Below are 19229 nucleotides of genomic sequence, written 5' to 3' on the forward strand. Positions count from 1 at the left end.
GAGCCGCCCGCGCCCGCCGCCTCGAAGCTGGCGGTGCGGATCGTCAGCACCTTCTTCGCGTCCTTCGACCGCACCGTCTGGATGGCGTTGCCGGCATAGACCGGGCGTTCGAACGTGTCGGCATCGACCACCTTCGACACCTCGGGGATCACCATCGCGTCCAGCAGCGCCGCCACCCGCGGCATCACGTTCTTGGCGTCCGTCGTGGCCGGCGCCGCGACATGATCGTACGCGCCCGCCAGCGAGACGATCAGCGCCGCCGTCGGCTCGGCCAGGCGGTGGCCGTAGCGCGCGTCCTCGGCCACCAGGACGCGGGCGACCCCGGCGATGGTCGCGGCCTCGGCGGCGGCGGCGCGGGCCTGCGCCCCGGCGCAGAGCACCGTCACGTCGCCCAGCGAGGCAACGGCATTCACGGCCTTGGCGGTGGCGTCGCGGTTCAGCACCCCGTTCGTGACTTCGCCCAGCAGAAGAACGGCCATCAGATCACCCCCGCTTCTTTCAGTTTCGAAACCAGTTCGTCGGCCGAGCCGACCCTGATGCCGGCCTTGCGCCCCTCGGGTTCGCGCGTGGAGACGATCTCCAGGCGCGGGCTGACATCGACGCCGTAATCGGCGGCGGTCTTCTCCTCCAGCGGCTTCTTCTTGGCCTTCATGATGTTGGGCAGCGACGCGTAGCGCGGCTCGTTCAGGCGCAGGTCGGCGGTGACCACGGCGGGCAGGCCGACGCTGATCGTCTGCAGGCCGCCGTCGACCTCGCGCGTCACCTTGGCGCTGTCGCCCTCGATCTCGAGCCTGCTGGCGAAGGTCGCCTGGCCCCAGCCCAGAAGCGCCGCCAGCATCTGCCCGGTCGCGTTCATGTCGTTGTCGATGGCCTGCTTGCCGGCGATCACCAGCCGCGGCTGCTCGGCCTCGACCACCGCCCTGAGGATCTTGGCCACCGCCAGGGGTTCGATGTCCTGGTGCACGTCCTCCGAGGCCACCACCAGGATCGCCCGGTCCGCGCCCATCGCCAGCGCCGTGCGCAGCGTCTCGGCCGCCTGACGCACGCCGATGCTGACCGCGATCACCTCCTCGGCCTTGCCGGCTTCCTTCAGCCGGATCGCCTCCTCGACCGCGATCTCGTCGAACGGGTTCATCGACATCTTCACATTCGCCAAGTCAACCCCAGACCCGTCAGCACGAACCCGAGCCTTCACGTTGTAGTCAATAACCCGCTTCACGGGCACCAGTATCTTCATGGGCTACGCTCCACTCATGCGATGGTCCAAGCGACCGACGCCCGCCACAGTTTATCCGGTCGGACAGCAATTACGCCGGTCCGGCAGCCCGAAAAATTTCACCTAATGGACATAAGTGAACAGATGATTCTGTAACTCTTATCTTAGAAGAGCGGCTCACCTGGTCATGTTTTGGGCATCAGGTCGGGGTACGGGATGCCCTCGCCGCCGCCAGAAGGCCGAAGCTCTCCAACTCGGCCTCGGTCGGTTCCTGCCCCCCGAAGGCCCGCACGAAGGCGCGCGCGCGCGTCATGCGCAGCGAGAGATCCTCTCGAATATCCAGCGTGTATTGGCCGATCTGAGTGAAATACAGCACGCGGGCGCGCACTAGGGCGTCCTCCTCGACGAAGCCGTGGCGCTGGAACATGCGCGTTAGTGCATCCAGCCGCTGCTGGTCGGCGCTGGCCACCACCTTCAGGATCGTCGGATCGCGCCGCGCCCAGAGCCGGACGGCGATATCGAGAGGTGGGTCGAAAAGATCTTCGTCCACCCAGCATTCAAAGACGTTCAGGATCGCTTCGGAAATCGTGTCGGCGGGGCGTAGTGCCCGCTGGATGATCGGCCCCGTGTTCTTGGTCAGCCAATGGTCCAGCATCTGTTCATAGAGATCCTGCGGACTCTTGAAAAACCAATAGAAGCTAGATCGCGAGACGTTCAACTGCTTGGCCATGATCTGGATCTTGACCCGGTCGATGCCGTCCTTGATCAGGGTCTGCAATGCCAGATTCAGCCAGTCCTCTCGGGTCGAGCGGCCCTGCGCTGCCAGTTCCTCGGTGCTTCCTGCTGCCAGCTTGACCATGTCCGCCGCTTTCTCTTGTGTCCAGAAAGCATGCATCGCCGGGCGCCAGAGGGCAAGTCTGGCGCGCGGAAAGGTTCCGAATCACCTGCGCGCCATTGGCGGAACGGTCAGGCACAATCGGTAGGGGGATCGTCCGTTTCCATCTATGATATTGAACTATCTCAACAGCCTATGCGCAGGTTTGCGGTTACGTTTGACCGGCACGAACGCAAGGCGCGCATGCTTCACCGGGATTATGGCCGGATCTTTCCCTCGCCCGGGAACGGCACGATTGCAAGGACTGGGTAATTGAAAATCAATCATTTATCCCAGAATCTTGTTCGTCCGCTCTGGCCGTCTTCCGCTTCGATAAAAATTTTTATATACAGGCCGGACTTTACGTGCATTAATGTCCAGAAGAAGTCGCCGCAAGAGCGAGAACGGCATCAGGGAGAAAGAACATGACAAAGATTCATGGCCTGTCGCGTCGTGGGATCCTGCAAGCCGCGGGGGCCTTGGGCCTGATCGCTGCGGCGCCCCTGCCGGTCTTCGCCCAGGCGGGGCCGAAGCGGGGCGGGCTGCTGTCCATCGGGATCGAGGGCGCCTCGACCGGCGACAGCCTGGATCCGCGCAGCTTCAACTCTCCTTACTGGGCGGTCGTCTCGGGAACGGTGTTCAACACGCTGATCGAGGCGCATGGACCGACGAATGAACTGCGCCTTGGTCTGGCGCGGGTTTGGGAAAGCAGCGAAGGCGGCAGACGGTGGGTCTTCGACCTGGTCGAGGGCGCGACCTTCCACGACGGGCGCCCCGTCACGCCGGCCGATGTGATCTATTCGCTGCGCATCCATGATGCCGAAGATTCGCGGTCGAATTCGCGCGCCATCGCCGCCTCGATCGCCGAGGCCAGGGCCGACGGTCCGGCGCGGGTGGTGCTGGACCTGCACGAGGCGAACTATCTGTTCCCGGCGATGCTGAGCAACTATCCGCTGTGCATCATCCCCGAGGGCACCACCACCTTCGACGGTATCGGCACCGGCCCCTACAAGATCACCCGCTTCTCTCCCGGCGAGATGATCGAGACGGCGCGCCACGACGCCTATTTCAAATCCGACGCCGCCTGGGTGGACCAGGTGGTCATCCTGGCCGCCAACGACCCCGCCGCGCGGGCCAGCGCCTTCCAGAGCGGGCAGGTCCATATCGCCAGCATGCTGGAAAGCCGCACCGCGAACCTGCTGCGCGCGCTGCCCGGACGCCAGATCGTCGCGTTCCAGGGATCGCAATTCGTCGGCTTCAACATGCGCGCCGACAGCGAGCCGTTCAGCAATCCCGACCTGCGTCTGGCGCTGAAGCTGGCCATCGACCGCCAGGACGTGCTGGCGCGGGTCTATGGGGGCATGGGGCGGATCGGCAACGACACCCCGATCCCGCCGAACGATCCGTTGTTCGCGGCCGATATCGCGCAGAACGCCTACGATCCCGAAAAGGCGGCAGCGCTGTTCAAGAAATCCGGCGTCTCGGGTCCGCTGGTGCTGCGTACCTCGGATGCGGCAGGGGCGGCGGCGGTCGACATGGCCGCGCTGTTCAAGGAGCACGCGGCCAAGGCCGGGATCACGCTGGACGTGCTACGCGAGCCTGCCGACGGCTATTGGGCCAATGTCTGGGGCCAGGCGCCGTTCCACGCGACCGTCTGGGGCGCGCGGCCCACGGCGGACATGATCCTGACCACCGCCTATTCCAGCGGCTCGGCAGGCAATGACACGCATTGGTCGAACCCCGCCTTCGATGCCGCCATCGCTTCGGCCCGCAGCGAGGCCGACGATGCGCGGCGCCGCGAATACTATGTCGAGGCCCAGCGCATCCTGTCCTCGGACGGGGGCGCGATCATCCCGGTCTTCGGCGACGTGATCGAGGGGTTGAGCGCCCAGGTCCAGGGCTATCAGCCCGGCTCGCAGCCGCTAGCGAATTACCGCGCCGCTGAACAGGTCTGGCTGGCCTGACGGCCGCAGGCCTGAACCCAGATTGCGAACGTCGGGGCCGCTCGCCGGCCCGACAGATTCCGTTCCAGGAGGTCCAGAGGACATGCTCGTCCCTGACAGTCACCCGTACCGCGGTCCGTCCCAGCGATGATGCAACGCCGCCGCTCTTCTTCCCCAATCCGGGCCTTCGTGGTCTCTCGCCTGATGTCCGGGATCGTCTCGCTGATCCTGGTGACCGGGCTGATCTTCGTCGGCACCGCGATGCTGCCGGGCGATACCGCCAGCGCGTTGCTGGGCCAGAATGCCACCCCCGCCGCGCTGGAGGCCTTGCGCCACGACCTGCGGTTGGACGACCCGCTGTGGCAGCGTTACCTGGGCTGGCTTCTGAATGTGCTGAGGGGTGATTTCGGAACCTCGCTGGCCAGCGGCCGCCCGGTGGCCGAGGTGCTGCTGCCGCGCCTGGGCAATTCCCTGATGCTGGCCTTCGTCGCCTCGCTGGTCCTGCTGCCGGTGGCGGTGGGGGCGGGCATCGCGGCGGCGATCTGGCAGGACAGCTGGCTGGACCGGATCCTGGGTTTCGGCTCGATGCTGTTTCTGGCCATGCCTGCCTTTCTGGTGGGCTATATCCTGATCTATGTCTTCGCGGTGCGCATGGGCTGGTTTCCGTCGATGTCGGTGGCGCCGTTGATGGGAGGGGCCGCCGCCTGGGCCAAGGTGCTGGCGCTGCCGGTCCTGTCGCTGGTCATCATCGGCCAGGCCCATACGATGAAGCTGACCCGCACGGCGATCCTGTCGGTGCTGGCCTCGGACTATGTGCTGATGTCCGAGGTCAAGGGCATCTCGCGCCGCCGCATCATCCTGCGCCATGCGCTGCCCAATGCGCTGTCGGCGATCCTGTCGATCAGCATCCTGACCGTCGCCTATCTGATCGTCGACGTGGTCGTGATCGAGATCGTGTTCAGCTATCCGGGCCTCGGCAAGCTGATGGTGGATTCCGTGGCCTATCGCGATCTGACGGTGGTGCAGGCCTGCGGGCTGCTGTTCGCGCTGATCTTCATCGGCATGAACTTTCTGGCCGATTTCCTGGCGCTGCTGGCCAATCCGCGCCAGCGCGTCCCGGCACGGGGGGCGACGGCATGAGGAAGATCGGCTTCATCCTGTCGATCGGCTGTTTCGCGGCGCTGGTGCTGGCGGCGCTGCTGGCGCCCTGGCTGGCACCCTATTCGCCCAGCGATCCGGTGCACATGGCCTATTCCGCACCGGGGGACGACGCGCTGCTGGGCGCGGATTCGCTGGGCCGGGACATGCTGTCGCGGATCCTGTTCGGGCTGCGCTATACGCTGGGGATCGCGCTGCTGGTCTCCGTGCTCGCGGCGGCGGTGGGGGTGACGCTGGCCTTCCTGGCCGCCTTCCGGCGCGGCTGGACCGACCTGGTCCTGGGCCGCCTGGTCGATGCGATCATGTCGGTGCCGCAGATCATCTTCGCGCTGGTCGTGTTGGCGGTTGCCGGGGTGTCGCTGACCACGCTGGTGCTGACCATGGCCGTGCTGGAGGCGACGCTGTTCTATCGCGTCATCCGCCCCGTCGCGGGCGACATCGTGGCGATGGATTATGTCGAGGTCGCGCGGCTGCGCGGCGAGGGCATCGGCTGGTATCTGTTCCGGGAAATCCTGCCCAATGCCGCGCCGACGCTGATTGCGGAATTCGGCATCCGCATCGCCTATGCGGTGCTGTTCATCAGTGGGCTCAGCTTTCTGGGCGTGGGCGTTCAGCCGCCCGCCGCCGATCTGGGCGGACTGGTGCGGGAAAACGCGCTGGCGATCTCGGTGGGGCAACTGTCGCCGTTGGCGCCTGCGGTGTGCATCGCGCTTATCACGCTGTCGGTGAACGGCATCGTCGACTGGTTCATCCACAAGTATTCGATCCGCGCGGAGCTCGGCTGATGGTTACTCCTCCCGTCCTTCAGATCGCGCAGCTTCGGATCGACGCCCGGCAGGCCACCATCCTGGACGATATCTCGTTTGATGTCCTGCCGGGCGAAATCTTCGGCATCATCGGCGAATCCGGTGCGGGGAAAAGCACGCTGGCCATGGCGACACTGGGCCTTTTGCGCGCGGGCTGCCGACGCACGGCCGGCACGGTGCGGCTGGCGGGGCACAGCCTTTTCGATCTGCCGCAGCGCGAACTGGAAAAGGTGCGGCGCAGCAAAGTGTCCTATGTCGCGCAAAGCGCCGCCGCCGCCTTCAATCCCTTCTATCGGCTGGCCGATCAGGTGACCGAACTGGCGGCGCTGGAACGGGGAATGCCCAGGGCCGAGCGTGACCGCCTGGCCGTCAGCCTGTTTCGCGAGTTGCAGCTGCCGGACCCGGAAAATTTCGGCCGCCGCTATCCGCATCAGGTCTCGGGCGGCCAGTTGCAACGGGCGATGATCGCCATGGCGCTGATCAACGAACCCGACCTGATCATCTTTGACGAACCCACCACGGCGCTGGACGTGACCACGCAGCTTGAGGTGATCCGGCTGATCCGTCGAATCGTCAAGAAACGCGGCTGCGGCGCGATCTATATCTCGCATGACCTGGCGGTCGTGTCGCAACTGGCCGATCGGGTGATGGTTCTGCGCCACGGCAAGCAGGTGGAAATCGGCGCGACCCGCGATCTGATCGAACATCCGCAAGCGGAATACACCCGCGATCTGGTCGCCAACAAGACCACCTCCAGCGGCGTGCCGGATGCGGCGGCGGGACGCCCGATCATCTCGATCGCGGGGCTGGCGTCGGGCTATGGCCGGGTCAGTGCCATCAGCGATATTTCCCTGAAACTGGTGTCCGGCCATATCACCTGCCTGGTGGGCGAATCGGGCAGCGGCAAGACCACGCTGGCGCGCACCATCGCCGGGCTGGTCGATCTGCATGCCGGAACGATGACCCTGAAGGGAGAGGCGCTGCCCGGCCGGGTCGAGCGGCGCAGCCAAGAGGCGCGGCGGCGCCTGCAATACATCCACCAGCTGCCCGACCTGGCGCTGAACCCGCGCCAGACCATCCGCCAGATCGTCGGTCGCCCGTTGGCGAAGTTCGGCGGGCTGCGGGGCGCCGCCGCCGAACCGCGGCTGCGCGAACTGATGCGCGATGTCGAACTGCCCGAATCCTTCCTGGACCGGGTGCCGGGATCGCTGTCGGGCGGACAGAAGCAGCGGGTCTGCATCGCCCGCGCTCTGGCGGCCGAACCGGACGTGCTGATCTGCGACGAGGTGACCTCGGCCCTTGATCCGCTGGTCGAGGAAAGCGTCATCAAGCTGCTGCTGAGACTGATGCAGGAACGGCCGCTGACCATGCTGTTCATCACCCACAACCTGCTCTTGACCCGGCGTTTCGCGCATGAGGTGGTGGTGATGCAGCAGGGCCGGATCGTCGAGGCGGGCACCGCGAACCGCGTCTTTTCCGCCCCGACCGAGGATTACACCCGCAAGCTTCTGGATTCCACGCCGCTGATGGAACGCGGCTGGCTGGAGGCGCGGCTTTGACCGGCGCGCGCAAGACACCTATGCCCATGAAAGACGACATCTGAACCGTCCTTTCGGAAAGGTCGCGCGCCATTTGCGCAGAAAACAGAGAAATACGGCCAGATTTTCTCTGTTCATAACTGTCTAATATGTTACTCTCTGTCCAACCGTCAGGGATCGAAACAAGGGGAAAGCCATGAAAGACCGGTATCGCGTTGTCATTGTCGGCGGTGGCGTCGTAGGCGCGTCCATCGCCTATCATCTGACCAAGCTGGGCTGGACCGATATCGTGATCCTGGAACGCAACGTGCTGACCTCGGGGTCCAGCTGGCACGCGGCGGGCGGCATTCACACGCTGAACGCCGATCCCAACATCTCGGCCCTTCAGGCCTATACGATCGACCTGCTGCCCGAGATCGAGAAGGAATCGGGCATCAATATCGGCCTGCATATGACCGGCGGCATCATGATGGCGCGCGATCCCGACCGTTGGGACTGGCTCAAGGGCAGCTACCGGGTGATGCAGTCGATGGGCATCGACGATTGCCGCCTGGTCACCCCGGACGAGATCAAGGAGATGTGCCCGCTGGTCAACACCTCGGACCTTCTGGGCGGCATGACGTCCGAGCGCGAGGGCTATGTCGATCCCTCGGGCGTGGTCCATGCCTATGCCCGTGCGGCCAAGCGGCGCGGCGCCGACATCATCGAGCACAACCGCGTGCTGTCGCTGACGCAATTGCCCTCGCTGGAATGGCAGGTCGAGACCGAGAAGGGCACGATCCTGGCCGAGCATGTGGTGAATGCCGCCGGTCTGTGGGCCAAGCAGCTTGGACGCATGGTGGGCGTGGAACTGCCGGTCACGCCGATGGAGCACCACTATTTCGTCACCGAGGCCATCCCCGAGATCGCAGCGATGCCGAAGGAGATCGCCACCATCGTGGATCTCGACGGCTTTTCCTACATGCGCCAGGAACAGCACGGCATGCTGCTGGGCATTTATGAGATCAACCACAAGCACTGGCAGATGGACGGCGCGCCCTGGGATTACGGCATCGAACTGATCCAGGAGGATCCCGACCGCATCTCGGACGAACTGGCGCTGGCCTTCCACCGCTATCCGGTGCTGGAACACGCGGGTATCCGCCGCTGGGTCAATGGCGCGTTCACCTTCTCGCCCGACGGCAACCCGCTGGTCGGCCCGATCCGCGGCCTGCGCAACTATTGGGTCGCCTGCGGCGTCATGGCGGGCTTCCTGCAAGGTGGCGGCGTCGGCAAGTCGCTGGCGGAATGGATGGTCCAGGGGGCGACCGAGGCCGATGTCTTCGGCATGGACATCGCCCGCTATGGCGATTTCGCCGCGAACCGCGAATTCATCCGCCAGACCACCGGCCAGTTCTATTCGCGCCGCTTCATCATGACCTATCCGAACGAGCAGCTTCCCGAAGGCCGCCCGCTGAAGGTGCCCGGCGCATACGAGGGCCTGTCGGCCGCCGGGGCCGTCTGGGGCGCGAACTGGGGGCTGGAGGTGCCGCTTTACTTCGCGCCCGAGGGTTTCCAGGAAAAGCCCAGCCTGCGCCGCTCGAACGCCTTCGACATCATCGGCGACGAATGCCGCGCGGTGCGCGAACGGGCCGGGCTGCTCGATATCACCGGCTATTCACGGTACGAGGTGACGGGCGCGGGGGCCGAGGCCTGGCTGGACCGCATCTTCGCCAGCCGCCTGCCAAGGCCGGGCCGGGCGCGGCTGGCGCCCATGCTGGGCCATGACGGCAGGCTCAAGGGCGACCTGACGGTGCTCAACTGGGGCGACGGGTCGTGGTGGATCATGGGATCCTATTACCTGCGCGAATGGCACATGCGCTGGTTCCAGGACAATGCGGCTGAGGGCGTCGATCTGCGGGACATCTCTGACGATGTGGGCGGCTTTGCGCTGGCTGGGCCGCGGGCGCGCGACATTCTGCAAAAGCTGACTCATCAGGATCTGGCCGCGCTGCCGCTGCTGGGCTGCACGCGGCTGGACGTGGGCCTGCATCGCACCCGCGTCGCCCGCATGTCGATCACCGGCGAACTGGGCTACGAGATCAATTGCGGCGCCTTGGAACATGCCATGCTGCGCCGCAAGCTGCTGGAGGCCGGGCAGGAATTCGGCATGGTCGAATTCGGCTTCGCCTCGGGCAACGCGCTGCGGCTGGAAAAGAGCTTCGGCATCTGGTCGCGCGAATTCGCCCAGCGCTACACGCCGGGGCAGACCGGACTGGACCGCTTCATCGCCTGGGACAAGGCCGATTTCATCGGCGCCGAGGCCGCGCGGGCGGAACGCGACGGCAAGCCTTCGGCGCAGGTGCTGGTCACGCTGGAAATCGCGGCGAAGGACGCGGATGCCAGCGGCTATGAGCCGCTCTGGCAGGACGGAAAGCTGGTCGGCTATGTCACTTCGGGCGGCTATGGCCATACCATCGGCAAAAGCCTCGCACTCGCCATGGTGGACCGGGCGGCGGCGGCCGAAGGCACGGTGCTGTCCACCCATATCGTGGGAGAGGAATGCCGCGCCGTGGTGATCCCGGCCTCGCCCTATGATCCGTTGGGCGCCGCGATGCGCGGCTAGGCCGGGAGAGAGCGATGACACGCCATTATTCCGCATTCTCGCTGCTGAAGGAGGGGCTGAACGGCCAGAAGGGCTGGCGCCCTGCCTGGCGCAGCCCCCGGCCGAAGCCGCGCTATGACGTGATCATCATCGGCGGCGGCGGCCAAGGCCTCGCCACCGCCTATTACCTTGCAAAAACCCACGGCCTCGCCAATGTCGCGGTGATCGAGCGCGGCTGGCTGGGCGGCGGCAATACCGGCCGCAACACCACCGCGATCCGGTCGAACTATTTCTATCCCGAAAGCACCGCGCTCTATGACCTGTCGCTGCGGCTGTACGAGACGCTGGGGCGGGATCTGAACTACAACATCATGCTGTCGCAGCGCGGCATGATGCAGGTCGTCTCCAGCCCCGCCGAGATGGAGACCGCCGCCCGCATGGTGAACGCCATGCAGGTGAACGGGGTGGCGGCGGAACTGCTGGACCGGGCCGAGGTGCAGCGGCGGGTACCGATTTTCAACTTCGCGCCGGATGCGCGCTATCCGGTCTATGGCGCCATCTACCAGGCCCGCGCCGGGGTGGCGCGCCACGATGCCGTCGCCTGGGGCTATGCCCGCGTCGCCGACCGGCTGGGCGTGGACATCATCCAGCAATGCGAGGTGCAGGAATTCCTGGTCGAGGGCGGGCGCTGCGTCGGCGTCGCCACCTCACAGGGCGAGATCCGGGCGGACCGGGTCGGCATGGCGGTCGCCGGAAATTCCGGCGCGCTGGCCGCCAAGGCCGGGTTTCGCCTGCCCATCACCTCCTACACCCTGCAAGCCTGCGTGTCCGAGCCGGTGAAGCCGATCTTCGACACGGTTCTGGTCTCGCCCATGACCGGCACCTATGTCAGCCAGTCCGACAAGGGCGAGATGGTGATCGGCGGCGGATTGGACCGCGTGCCCTCCTATGGGCAGCGGGGCAACCTGCCGCAGCTTGAAACCGTGCTGGCGGGCCTGCTGGAGATGTTCCCGGTCTTTCGCCAACTACGGCTGTTGCGGCAATGGGGCGGCACGGTCGATGTGACACCCGACAGTTCGCCGATCTTCGGGGAAAGCCCGTTGCCGGGGCTGTTCGTCAACGGCGGCTGGGGCACCGGCGGCTTCAAGGGCATCCCGGCGGGGGGCACGGTCTTTGCCCATATCCTCGCCACCGGCAGCCATCACGAGATCAGCCGCCCGTTCGACCTGTCGCGCTTCCGCAGCGGTCACATGATCGACGAGGCGGCAGGCGCGGGCATCGCGCATTGACGGGGGCCTGACATGCAAATCTTCACCTGTCCCTTTTGCGGGCCCCGCCCCGAGGGCGAATTCCATTTCGGCGGCGACGCCGGGAACCTGCGCCCCGAAGGCGAGGCCGCGCCCGAGGCCTGGACCGACTACCTCTATTTCCGCCACAACCGCCGCGGACCGACACGGGAGATCTGGATGCATCTGGCTTGCCGCGAGGTCTTCGTGATGGCGCGCGATACCCTGACCCATGAGGTGACGGGGACCGAGGCGCTAGCCGCCGGAACCGCAAGCCCCACTGAAACTGCCGGGGTGCAGCCATGACCGCCTGGCGCAGCGACAGCCACGGCTGGGCCATCGATCGCAGCCGCCCGCTGGCCTTCCGCTTCGACGGACGGCAGGTCTCGGGGTTCCATGGCGACAGCCTCGCCTCGGCGCTGCTGGGCGCGGGAGTGCAGGTCATTGGGCGCAGCTTCAAGTATCACCGCCCGCGCGGCTTCTGGGGCGCGGGGGCCGAGGAGCCGAACGGCATCGCCGATATCTGCGGCGTTCAGCACCGGCCCAATGTGCAGATGACGGTCGAACCCGCGCGCGACGGCATGGTGCTGCGCTCCATCAATGGCGCGCCCTCGGCCGAGAACGACCGCAACGCCTTTCTGGATCGCTTCGCCCGCTTCATCCCGGCGGCCTTCTATTACAAGACCTTCATGTTCCCCGACTGGCACCTGTTCGAGCCGCGCATCCGCGCCATGGCGGGGCTCGGCCGACTGGATCCGCAGGCCAAGGGCTTCGGCCCGACCGCGCCCGCCAATGCCTTCTGCGATCTGCTGGTGATCGGGGCCGGGCCTGCGGGCCTTGCGGCGGCGCTGGCGGCGGCGGGGCAGGGCCGGCGGGTGATCCTGTGCGACGACCAGCCGCTGCCCGGCGGCAGCCTGCTGTGGCGCGAGGCGCGGATCGAGGGGCTGACGGGCCGCGACTGGGCGACGCATGCCGTGGCCCGGCTGCGCGATCTGGGCGCGCGGGTCATGACGCGCACCACCGCCTTCGGCCGTTATGAACACGGGCTGACCGGCCTTGCCGAGGACCGCGGCAACGGCGTTGCGCCGCGGCTGTGGCGGGTGCGCGCGCAGCAGACGGTGCTGGCCGCGGGAGCCATCGAACGCGGCCTGCCCTTCGCCAACAACGACCGCCCCGGCGTCATGTCGGCCGCGGCGGGGCTGCATTACCTCAGGCGCTATGGCGTCGTGGTGGGACGGCGGGTCGTCGTCGCCACGAACAACGGCCTGGCCTATGAGACCGCCGAGGCGCTGGCCGGGGCGGGGGCCGAGGTCACGGTGATCGACCAGCGGGCCGATGCCCCGGCCACCGGCCTGCGCCGCCTGACCGGGCGGGTCGAGGCGGTGCTGGGCCGCAGAGGGGTCGAAGCCGTGCAGCTTGCCTCGGGCCAGCGGATCGAGGCGGATGCGCTGCTTGTCTCTGGCGGCTATACGCCAACGGTGCATCTTTACTGCCAGGCGCAGGGCAGGCTGCGCTGGGACGACGCGATCCAAGGCTTCGTGCCGGAGCGTCCGGTCGCCGGGCTGACGGTCATCGGCGCGGCGGCGGGGCGGTTCGTGCTGGCGGAGGTGCTGGCCGATGCCGCGCAGGCGGTGCGAGGCGAAGCCCCCGTGGCCGAGGCGCCCGATCGCCCGCTGCGGATCGCTGCAGACTGGCCGGTGCCGCAGGCCAAGGGGCGCATCTGGCTGGATCTGCAGAACGATGTCACGGCCAAGGACGTGGAACTGGCCGCGCGCGAGAATTTCACGTCCGTCGAGCATCTGAAGCGTTACACCACGCTCGGCATGGCCAATGACCAGGGCAAGACCTCGAACCTGCCGGGGTTGGCGCTGATGGCGCGGATCACCGGGCGCAGCATTCAGGATACCGGGACCACCACCTATCGCCCGCCCTTCGTGCCGATTCCGCTGGCCTCTTTCGCCGGGCTGCGGGGCGGGCAATTGATGAACCCGCTGCGCCGCCTGCCGCTGGAGGCGGAGCATCGCACCGACGGGGCGCAGTTTCGAGAATATGGCTGCTGGCTGCGCCCGGCCTGGTTCGGGCAGGGCGGCGAGGCCTCCGAGGTCGCGCGCGAGGCCATGGCCGCGCGCCAGAGCGTGGCGCTCTTCGATGGCTCGCCACTGGGCAAGATCGAGGTGATCGGGCCGGATGCGGCGCGGTTTCTGGACTTCATCTTCTACAACACCATGTCCACGCTGAAGCCCGGCCGCTGCCGCTATGGCTTCATCCTGACCGAACAGGGCGCGGTCTATGACGACGGCGTGCTGGTGCGGCTGGATGAGGATCGCTTTGTCGTCTCCTGCTCCTCCTCGCATGTGCAGGGCGTGGCGATGCTGCTGGAGGAATGGCGGCAGGACAGTTTCGACCGCAGCCGGGTGATGATCCATGACGCGACCGCGCGCTATGCCACGCTGACCGTCAGCGGGCCGAAGTCGCGCGCGCTGCTGGAGGCGCTGGGTCTGAGCGTCGATCTTGGCGATACGGCGCTGCCGCATATGGAGCTGGCCTGGGGCCGCTTCGGGGCCGAGCCGGTGCGGGTGACGCGGGTCAGCTTCACCGGCGACCGGTCCTATGAACTCTCGGTCCGGGCCGACCGGGCGCTGCCGCTGTGGCAGGCGCTGAAGGAGGCCGGGCGTGCCTTCGATGCCGTGCTGCTGGGCGTCGAGGCGCTGATGATCCTGCGCGCGGAAAAGGGCTATATCGTCGTCGGCAAGGACAGCGACGGGCGCAGCCGTCCCATGGATCTGGGCGTCAGCGGGCCGTTCCAGAAGAAACGCGGCGAATATCTGGGCCGCCGGTCCCTGTCGCTGCCCGCCGCAGCGGATCAGGCCCGCGCGCTGGTCGGGCTGCAAAGCGAGACGGGCGAGGTGCTGCCCGCAGGCGCCCATGCGGTCGAGCCCTCGGGCGCGGGTCGGCGCAGCATCGGCTTTGTCACCACCAGCCATTTCAGCCCTAACCTCAACCGGCCCATTGCGCTGGCGCTGATCGAGAATGGCGCCGCCCGCATGGGCGAGACGGTCGAGCTGCACCACCTCGGCCGCAGCCTCCCGGCGCGGATCGCGCCGGTCTGCGCCTTCGACCCGGAAGGAGAGCGTCTCCATGCCTGACCATGCCGCGAAATGGGCCGCCGCGCCCGATTGGGACAATGCGGTGCTGGACCGGGGCGGCGTCACCATGCGCAGCCTGTCATTGCCGGATATGGCGCTGGTCAGCGGCGACCTCGCCGCCTTTGGCCGCGCCGCGGGGCTGGATGCGCAGGGGGCGGGGGCGCTGGGGCTGGCGCAGGGTGATCGCTATGCCGTCCGGCTGGCGCGAGACCGGCTGCTGGCGGTGGGCGCGCTGTCCGAGACCGTGGCCGAGGGCTGGAACGCCTCGGGCTTCGCCCTGACCCTCATCGGCGGGGCCGATCACGTCTTTGCCTTGGCGGGAGAGGGGGTGGCGGCGCTTCTGTCCCGCGCCATGGCCATCGACCCCGACAATGGCGGCCCCTGCGCCGCCGTCGGCTTTGCCGGGATCCCGGCGCTGCTCTATCGCCATGAACCTTCGGGCCATCTGCGCCTGCATGTCGAACGCGGGCTTGCTGCCTATCTCTGGTCCTGGATGGAGACCGTGCTGGCGGAAACCGGCTGACCGCTCAGATCGGCAGCGCGGTCTGATGCTTGATCCGCCGCAGCACGAATTTCGATGACGAATTGGCAATGGCATCATGGTTCAGGATGCCGCGCATCAGGGCGGGCAGGGGGCTATTCGGACGGGCGCGACATCGGCGTTGTGTTCAACCATCCCAACCGTGATGGCGCCGTGGCGCTGCCCATGTGCGGCGGCGTCGGCGCGCAATACACGCCCACGGCGGGCTGGGCGCAGGCGCTGGCCTACCACGCGCAAGTGCTGGGATCCGCAGCGCATGGCCGGTCGATCGCGGTGGTGCTGGGCGGGGATGGCTCGGTCGCCTCGAACGGCTTCTGGTCGGCCCTGACCATCGCCACCACGCAGAAGCTGCCGATGCTGTTCTATGTCGAGGATAACGGGTTCGGCATCTCGGTCGCCTCGACCATGCAGACGCCGGGCGGCAATATCGCCGCGAACCTGGGCGCCTGGCAGGGGCTGCGCATCTTCTCGGGCGATGGGACCGAGCCTGCCGAAGCGGCGCAGCTGGTCGCCGAGGCCGTGGCCCATGTGCGCGAAGAACGCGGCCCCGCCATGCTGCGGCTGACCGTGCCGCGGCTTCAGGGCCATAGTTTCCAGGATACCCAGGCCTATAAATCCGAAGCGGTCGTGGCCGCCGAACGCGCCCGTGATCCCTGGGGCAAGCTGCAGTCCCATCTGGTCCCCCATGTGCTGACCCGCGCCGACTGGGACGAGGCCGTCAGGACCGCCGCAGACCGGGCCGAGGCCGCGCGCGAAGCCGCCGAGGCGCGGCCCGTCGGCACACCCGATTCGGTCCTGAGGCATGTGTTCTATGACGGAGAGATGCAGCAGGTGGGCGGGCTGATGACGCAGGGCTGGAAGCCGCCCGCCGCGACTGATCAGCCTCGCTCCGAAGGGCAGCGCATCAACATGGTCACCGCCATCCGTCGGGTACTGGACCAGGAACTGGCCGCGAACCCGCGCATGGTGGTCTTTGGCGAGGATGTGGGCCCCAAGGGCGGCGTCCATGCCGTAACCCTCGGCTTGCAAGAGAAATACGGCGTCGAGCGGGTCTTCGACACGTCGCTTTCCGAGGAAGGGATCATCGGGCGCGCCGTCGGCATGGCGCTGGCCGGGCTGCTGCCGGTCCCCGAGATCCAGTTCCGCAAATATGCGGAACCCGCGACCGAACAGCTAAACGACTGCGGCTCGATGCGCTGGCGGACCAACAACCGCTTTGCCGCGCCGATGGTGGTGCGGATGCCGGTGGGCTTTTTCAAATGCGGCGATCCCTGGCACAGCCAGACAAACGAGGTGGCCTTCATCCACAGCCCCGGCTGGCAGATCGCCTCGCCGTCAAATGCCGAGGATGCGGTGGGCCTGCTGCGCACCGCGCTGCGCGGCAACGACCCGGTGATCTTTCTGGAACACCGGGCGATGCTGGACCATGCCTGGGCGCGCAGGCCTTGGCCGGGGGAGGATTTCGCGCTGCCCTTCGGCAAGGCCCGATTGGTGGCCGAGGGCACGCGCGCCACGATCGTCACCTGGGGCGGTCTGGTGGACCGCTGCCAAGAGGCGGCGGCGGGCCTGTCGGTCGACGTGATCGACCTGCGCACGCTGGTGCCCTGGGACCGCGAGGCGGTGCTTGCCTCGGTTGCGAAAACCCATCGCTGCCTGATTGTCCACGAAGACCTGCAAACCGCCGGATTCGGGGCCGAGATCGCCGCGGTGGTGGCCTCGGAGGCCTTTACCGACCTCGACGCCCCGGTGGAACGGCTGACGATGCCCGACATCCCCAGCCCGCATAATCCGGTCTATCTGGAATGGGCGGTGCCCTCGGTCGCGGCGATCCGCGCGAGGCTCAACGATCTGCTGGAGTTCTGAGATGGTCGACGTTCTGGTTCCGCTTGAACAAGAGGGCACCGAGGCCGTCGTCTCGACCTGGCTGCGCGCCATTGGCGACATGGTCAGCGAAAACGACCCGCTGCTTGAACTGGAAACCGACAAAGTGTCCGTCGAGGTGCCCGCCCCGGCCTCGGGCCGGATCGCCGAGATCCTGATCGGCGCCGGGCAGAAGGCGCTGCCGGGCGCGGTCCTGGCCCGGATCGAGGCGGCTGGGACGCAGCCCGCCGCCGAGATCCCTGCTCCGGGACGGGCGGCCGCGCCGGAGGCACGGTCCTGTGCGCAAGGTCGGGACATGTCGTCCTAGCATTCGCCCGCCGTCCGCAGGGCGCTGGCCGAAACCGGCGTCGATCCGCAGCAGGTGCAGGGCAGCGGCCGCGACGGGCGCCTGACCCGCGCCGACGTGGATGCCGCCGCCCGGCTGCGCGAGGATACGCCCGCGCCGCAGCCCGCCAGCCAACCCGCCAGCCAGCCCGTCTCCGTCCCGGCCCCCGCGTCCCGGCAGGCCGGAACATCGGTGCCCCATGACACGATGCGCCTGGCCATCGCGCGCAACATGCTGAAATCCGTAACCGAGGCGCCGCAGGTCACTGCCGTCTTCGAGGCCGATTTCAGCGCCGTCATGGCCCATCGCGGCCGCCACAAGGCCGCCTTCGCGGCCGAGGGGATCGCACTTTCCTACACGGCCTATATCGTCCTGGCCGCCGCCCGCGCGATGCAGGCCGTGCCACAGGTCAACAGCCGCTGGTATGACGACCGGCTGGAGATCTTCGGCGATGTGAACATCGGCATCGGCACCGCCCTGGGCGACAAGGGGCTGATCGTGCCGGTGATCCGGCGGGTGCAGGATCTCTCGCTGCGCGGCGTTGCGGCCCGGCTCCAGGATCTGACGCAGCGCGCCCGTGACGGCCGGCTGGCGGCCGAGGACATGCGCGAGGGCACTTTCACCATCTCGAACCACGGCGTCTCGGGGTCGCTGTTCGCGGCACCCATCATCATCAACCAGCCGCAATCCGCCATCCTGGGTGTCGGCAAGCTGGAAAAACGCGTCGTGGTGCGCGAGGTGGACGGCGCGGACACGATCCAGATCCGCCCTATGGCCTATGTCTCGCTGACCATCGACCATCGGGTGCTGGACGGGCACCAGACCAACGGCTGGCTGACCGCCTTCGTCGCCGCGTTGGAAGGGTGGCGGGATTAGAGGCCCCACAGTTTGAACCGGCATAGGGATAGCAGTCAAAGTCCAGTCGGGGCGGCTGGTGCTCGTACCGTTAAAGGAGGAGATGTTTTCCAACTGTAAGCGCTCATCCCTAGCCCTATGGGGGAGGCTTGACGCGGCGGTGCAGCGTACGGCGGCTGCGCCCAACTTGCGTTCTGCTTGACGAATTGAAGTTCCAGGGTAGCAGGTCGTCGATCCATCGACCGCAGCAAGTGGTCAGGCGGCACCATGGCTTCGAGCGAGAACTCGTAGAAAAGCTGACCTTGAGCGATCTGACGAGGCCCCATCATTGTCGCCACCTCCATGTGCTTCAGAAGGGCACCTTGGACCTGCATCGCTTCTGTTCCGATCAGGTGCTGATGTTAAGCGGCCCTCTGCTCGAAGGCCACGGGTGATTTCCAGCCGAGGGCTGAGTGTTTGCGGCGCGGGTTTTGGAAGCCATTGATGTATTCGAAGAGGGCGATCTCGACATCGCGTCGGGTGTGCCATTCGCGTCTCCAGACCAGTTCGGCCTTCAGGGACTTGAAGACGGAGCGTGTGAACGCCATCGGTCCGAGAGAACACGCGACGCTCGACGGCCGAGTTATCATAGCAATTGCCCTTGCCGCTCATTGATACTTTGAACCCGTTTTTGCGCAGAAGCTTCTGGTAGTCATGGGCGCAGTATTGTGCGCCGCGATCCGTGTGGTGAATACAGCCGGGGGGCGGGCGGCGCAGTGCAACGGCCATGTTCAACGCCCTGATCGCTAGATCCTGCTTCATCCGGTTGCTGATGGCCCACCCGATCACGCGCCTCGAGAACAGGTCGATGATGACGGCCAGATAAACCCAGCCTTCGCGGGTCCAGATGTAGGTGATGTCGCCCGCCCACTTCTGGTTCGGGGCACTCGCCGAAAAGTCCTGTTGCAAGAGGTTCGGCGCGATGTTGAAGGCGTGATCGCTGTCGGTGGTGCGCTTGAACTTCCGGCTGCGGATGATGCGAATGCCATTCTGGCGCATCAGACGGCCTACCCGGCGCTGTCCGACCCGCAGGCCCA

14 protein-coding genes and 3 pseudogenes are annotated in these 19229 nt (G+C 66.8%); 13 read left to right on the forward strand and 4 right to left on the reverse strand.

All coding sequences use genetic code 11. The features are described from left to right. The 3 genes and pseudogenes from ACTJI6_RS21260 to ACTJI6_RS21270 all read right to left on the reverse strand — a co-directional run. A pseudogene (locus ACTJI6_RS21260) lies at window positions 1-479 on the reverse strand (electron transfer flavoprotein subunit alpha/FixB family protein); the annotation flags it as partial. After that, window positions 479-1237 carry an electron transfer flavoprotein subunit beta/FixA family protein gene (locus tag ACTJI6_RS21265; RefSeq protein ID WP_440803468.1) on the reverse strand — a complete coding sequence of 253 codons (759 nt, stop codon included), beginning with the start codon at window positions 1235-1237 and terminating at the stop codon, window positions 479-481. The gene ACTJI6_RS21265 and the pseudogene ACTJI6_RS21260, both read right to left, overlap by 1 nt. A 178-nt stretch (window positions 1238-1415) precedes the next feature. Then, on the reverse strand, window positions 1416-2075 hold the full coding sequence (locus ACTJI6_RS21270; protein WP_440803469.1) for a TetR/AcrR family transcriptional regulator: 660 nt from the start codon (window positions 2073-2075) through the stop codon (window positions 1416-1418). Between the two features lie 440 nt (window positions 2076-2515). Here ACTJI6_RS21270 and ACTJI6_RS21275 point away from each other — a divergent pair, with 440 nt between their 5' ends. The 13 genes and pseudogenes from ACTJI6_RS21275 (at window position 2516) to ACTJI6_RS21335 (ending at window position 18174) form a co-directional block, all read left to right on the forward strand. Further along, entirely contained in the window at window positions 2516-4054 is a 1539-nt protein-coding gene (locus tag ACTJI6_RS21275) for an ABC transporter substrate-binding protein (RefSeq protein WP_440803472.1), read from the forward strand. A 129-nt stretch (window positions 4055-4183) separates the two neighbouring features. Further along, window positions 4184-5173, forward strand: a complete 990-nt coding sequence (locus ACTJI6_RS21280; protein WP_440803474.1) for an ABC transporter permease — start codon at window positions 4184-4186, stop codon at window positions 5171-5173. Next, window positions 5170-5976: an ABC transporter permease gene (locus ACTJI6_RS21285; protein ID WP_440803477.1), complete on the forward strand. Its 807-nt coding sequence runs from the start codon at window positions 5170-5172 to the stop codon at window positions 5974-5976. Before ACTJI6_RS21280 ends, ACTJI6_RS21285 begins: the two co-directional genes overlap by 4 nt. Next, on the forward strand, window positions 5976-7556 hold the full coding sequence (locus ACTJI6_RS21290; protein ID WP_440803479.1) for an ABC transporter ATP-binding protein: 1581 nt from the start codon (window positions 5976-5978) through the stop codon (window positions 7554-7556). The genes ACTJI6_RS21285 and ACTJI6_RS21290 overlap by 1 nt, the downstream gene beginning before the upstream one ends. 175 nt (window positions 7557-7731) lie before the next feature. Next, entirely contained in the window at window positions 7732-10140 is a 2409-nt protein-coding gene (locus ACTJI6_RS21295) for a GcvT family protein (RefSeq protein ID WP_440803482.1), read from the forward strand. 14 nt (window positions 10141-10154) lie between these two features. Further along, window positions 10155-11408, forward strand: a complete 1254-nt coding sequence (locus tag ACTJI6_RS21300; protein ID WP_440803484.1) for a sarcosine oxidase subunit beta family protein — start codon at window positions 10155-10157, stop codon at window positions 11406-11408. A gap of 12 nt (window positions 11409-11420) precedes the next feature. Further along, a complete protein-coding gene (locus tag ACTJI6_RS21305; RefSeq protein WP_440803486.1) occupies window positions 11421-11711 on the forward strand; it encodes a sarcosine oxidase subunit delta in 291 nt (96 codons plus the stop codon). After that, entirely contained in the window at window positions 11708-14551 is a 2844-nt protein-coding gene (locus tag ACTJI6_RS21310) for a 2Fe-2S iron-sulfur cluster-binding protein (protein WP_440803488.1), read from the forward strand. Before ACTJI6_RS21305 ends, ACTJI6_RS21310 begins: the two co-directional genes overlap by 4 nt. Continuing rightward, entirely contained in the window at window positions 14544-15074 is a 531-nt protein-coding gene (locus tag ACTJI6_RS21315) for a hypothetical protein (protein ID WP_440803490.1), read from the forward strand. Before ACTJI6_RS21310 ends, ACTJI6_RS21315 begins: the two co-directional genes overlap by 8 nt. A gap of 54 nt (window positions 15075-15128) precedes the next feature. Further along, window positions 15129-16955, forward strand: coding sequence for a transketolase C-terminal domain-containing protein (locus ACTJI6_RS21320; RefSeq protein WP_440803492.1), 1827 nt, complete (start codon window positions 15129-15131; stop codon window positions 16953-16955). Window position 16956: 1 nt separating this feature from the next. Continuing rightward, window positions 16957-17280: a biotin/lipoyl-containing protein gene (locus ACTJI6_RS21325; RefSeq protein ID WP_440803495.1), complete on the forward strand. Its 324-nt coding sequence runs from the start codon at window positions 16957-16959 to the stop codon at window positions 17278-17280. Window positions 17281-17295: 15 nt separating this feature from the next. Next, window positions 17296-17367 (forward strand): annotated as a pseudogene (locus ACTJI6_RS21330) (E3 binding domain-containing protein); the annotation flags it as partial. 123 nt (window positions 17368-17490) lie between these two features. Continuing rightward, the gene (locus tag ACTJI6_RS21335) at window positions 17491-18174 is read left to right on the forward strand and encodes a 2-oxo acid dehydrogenase subunit E2 (RefSeq protein WP_440803497.1); all 684 of its coding nucleotides are present in this window, start codon (window positions 17491-17493) and stop codon (window positions 18172-18174) included. A 380-nt stretch (window positions 18175-18554) separates the two neighbouring features. Here the strand turns inward: ACTJI6_RS21335 and ACTJI6_RS21340 are convergent. Continuing rightward, window positions 18555-19229, reverse strand: a pseudogene (locus tag ACTJI6_RS21340) (IS3 family transposase); the annotation flags it as partial.

Origin of the sequence: Paracoccus sp. 22332 (assembly GCF_052045125.1) — a bacterium.
Lineage (GTDB): Bacteria > Pseudomonadota > Alphaproteobacteria > Rhodobacterales > Rhodobacteraceae > Paracoccus > Paracoccus haematequi_A.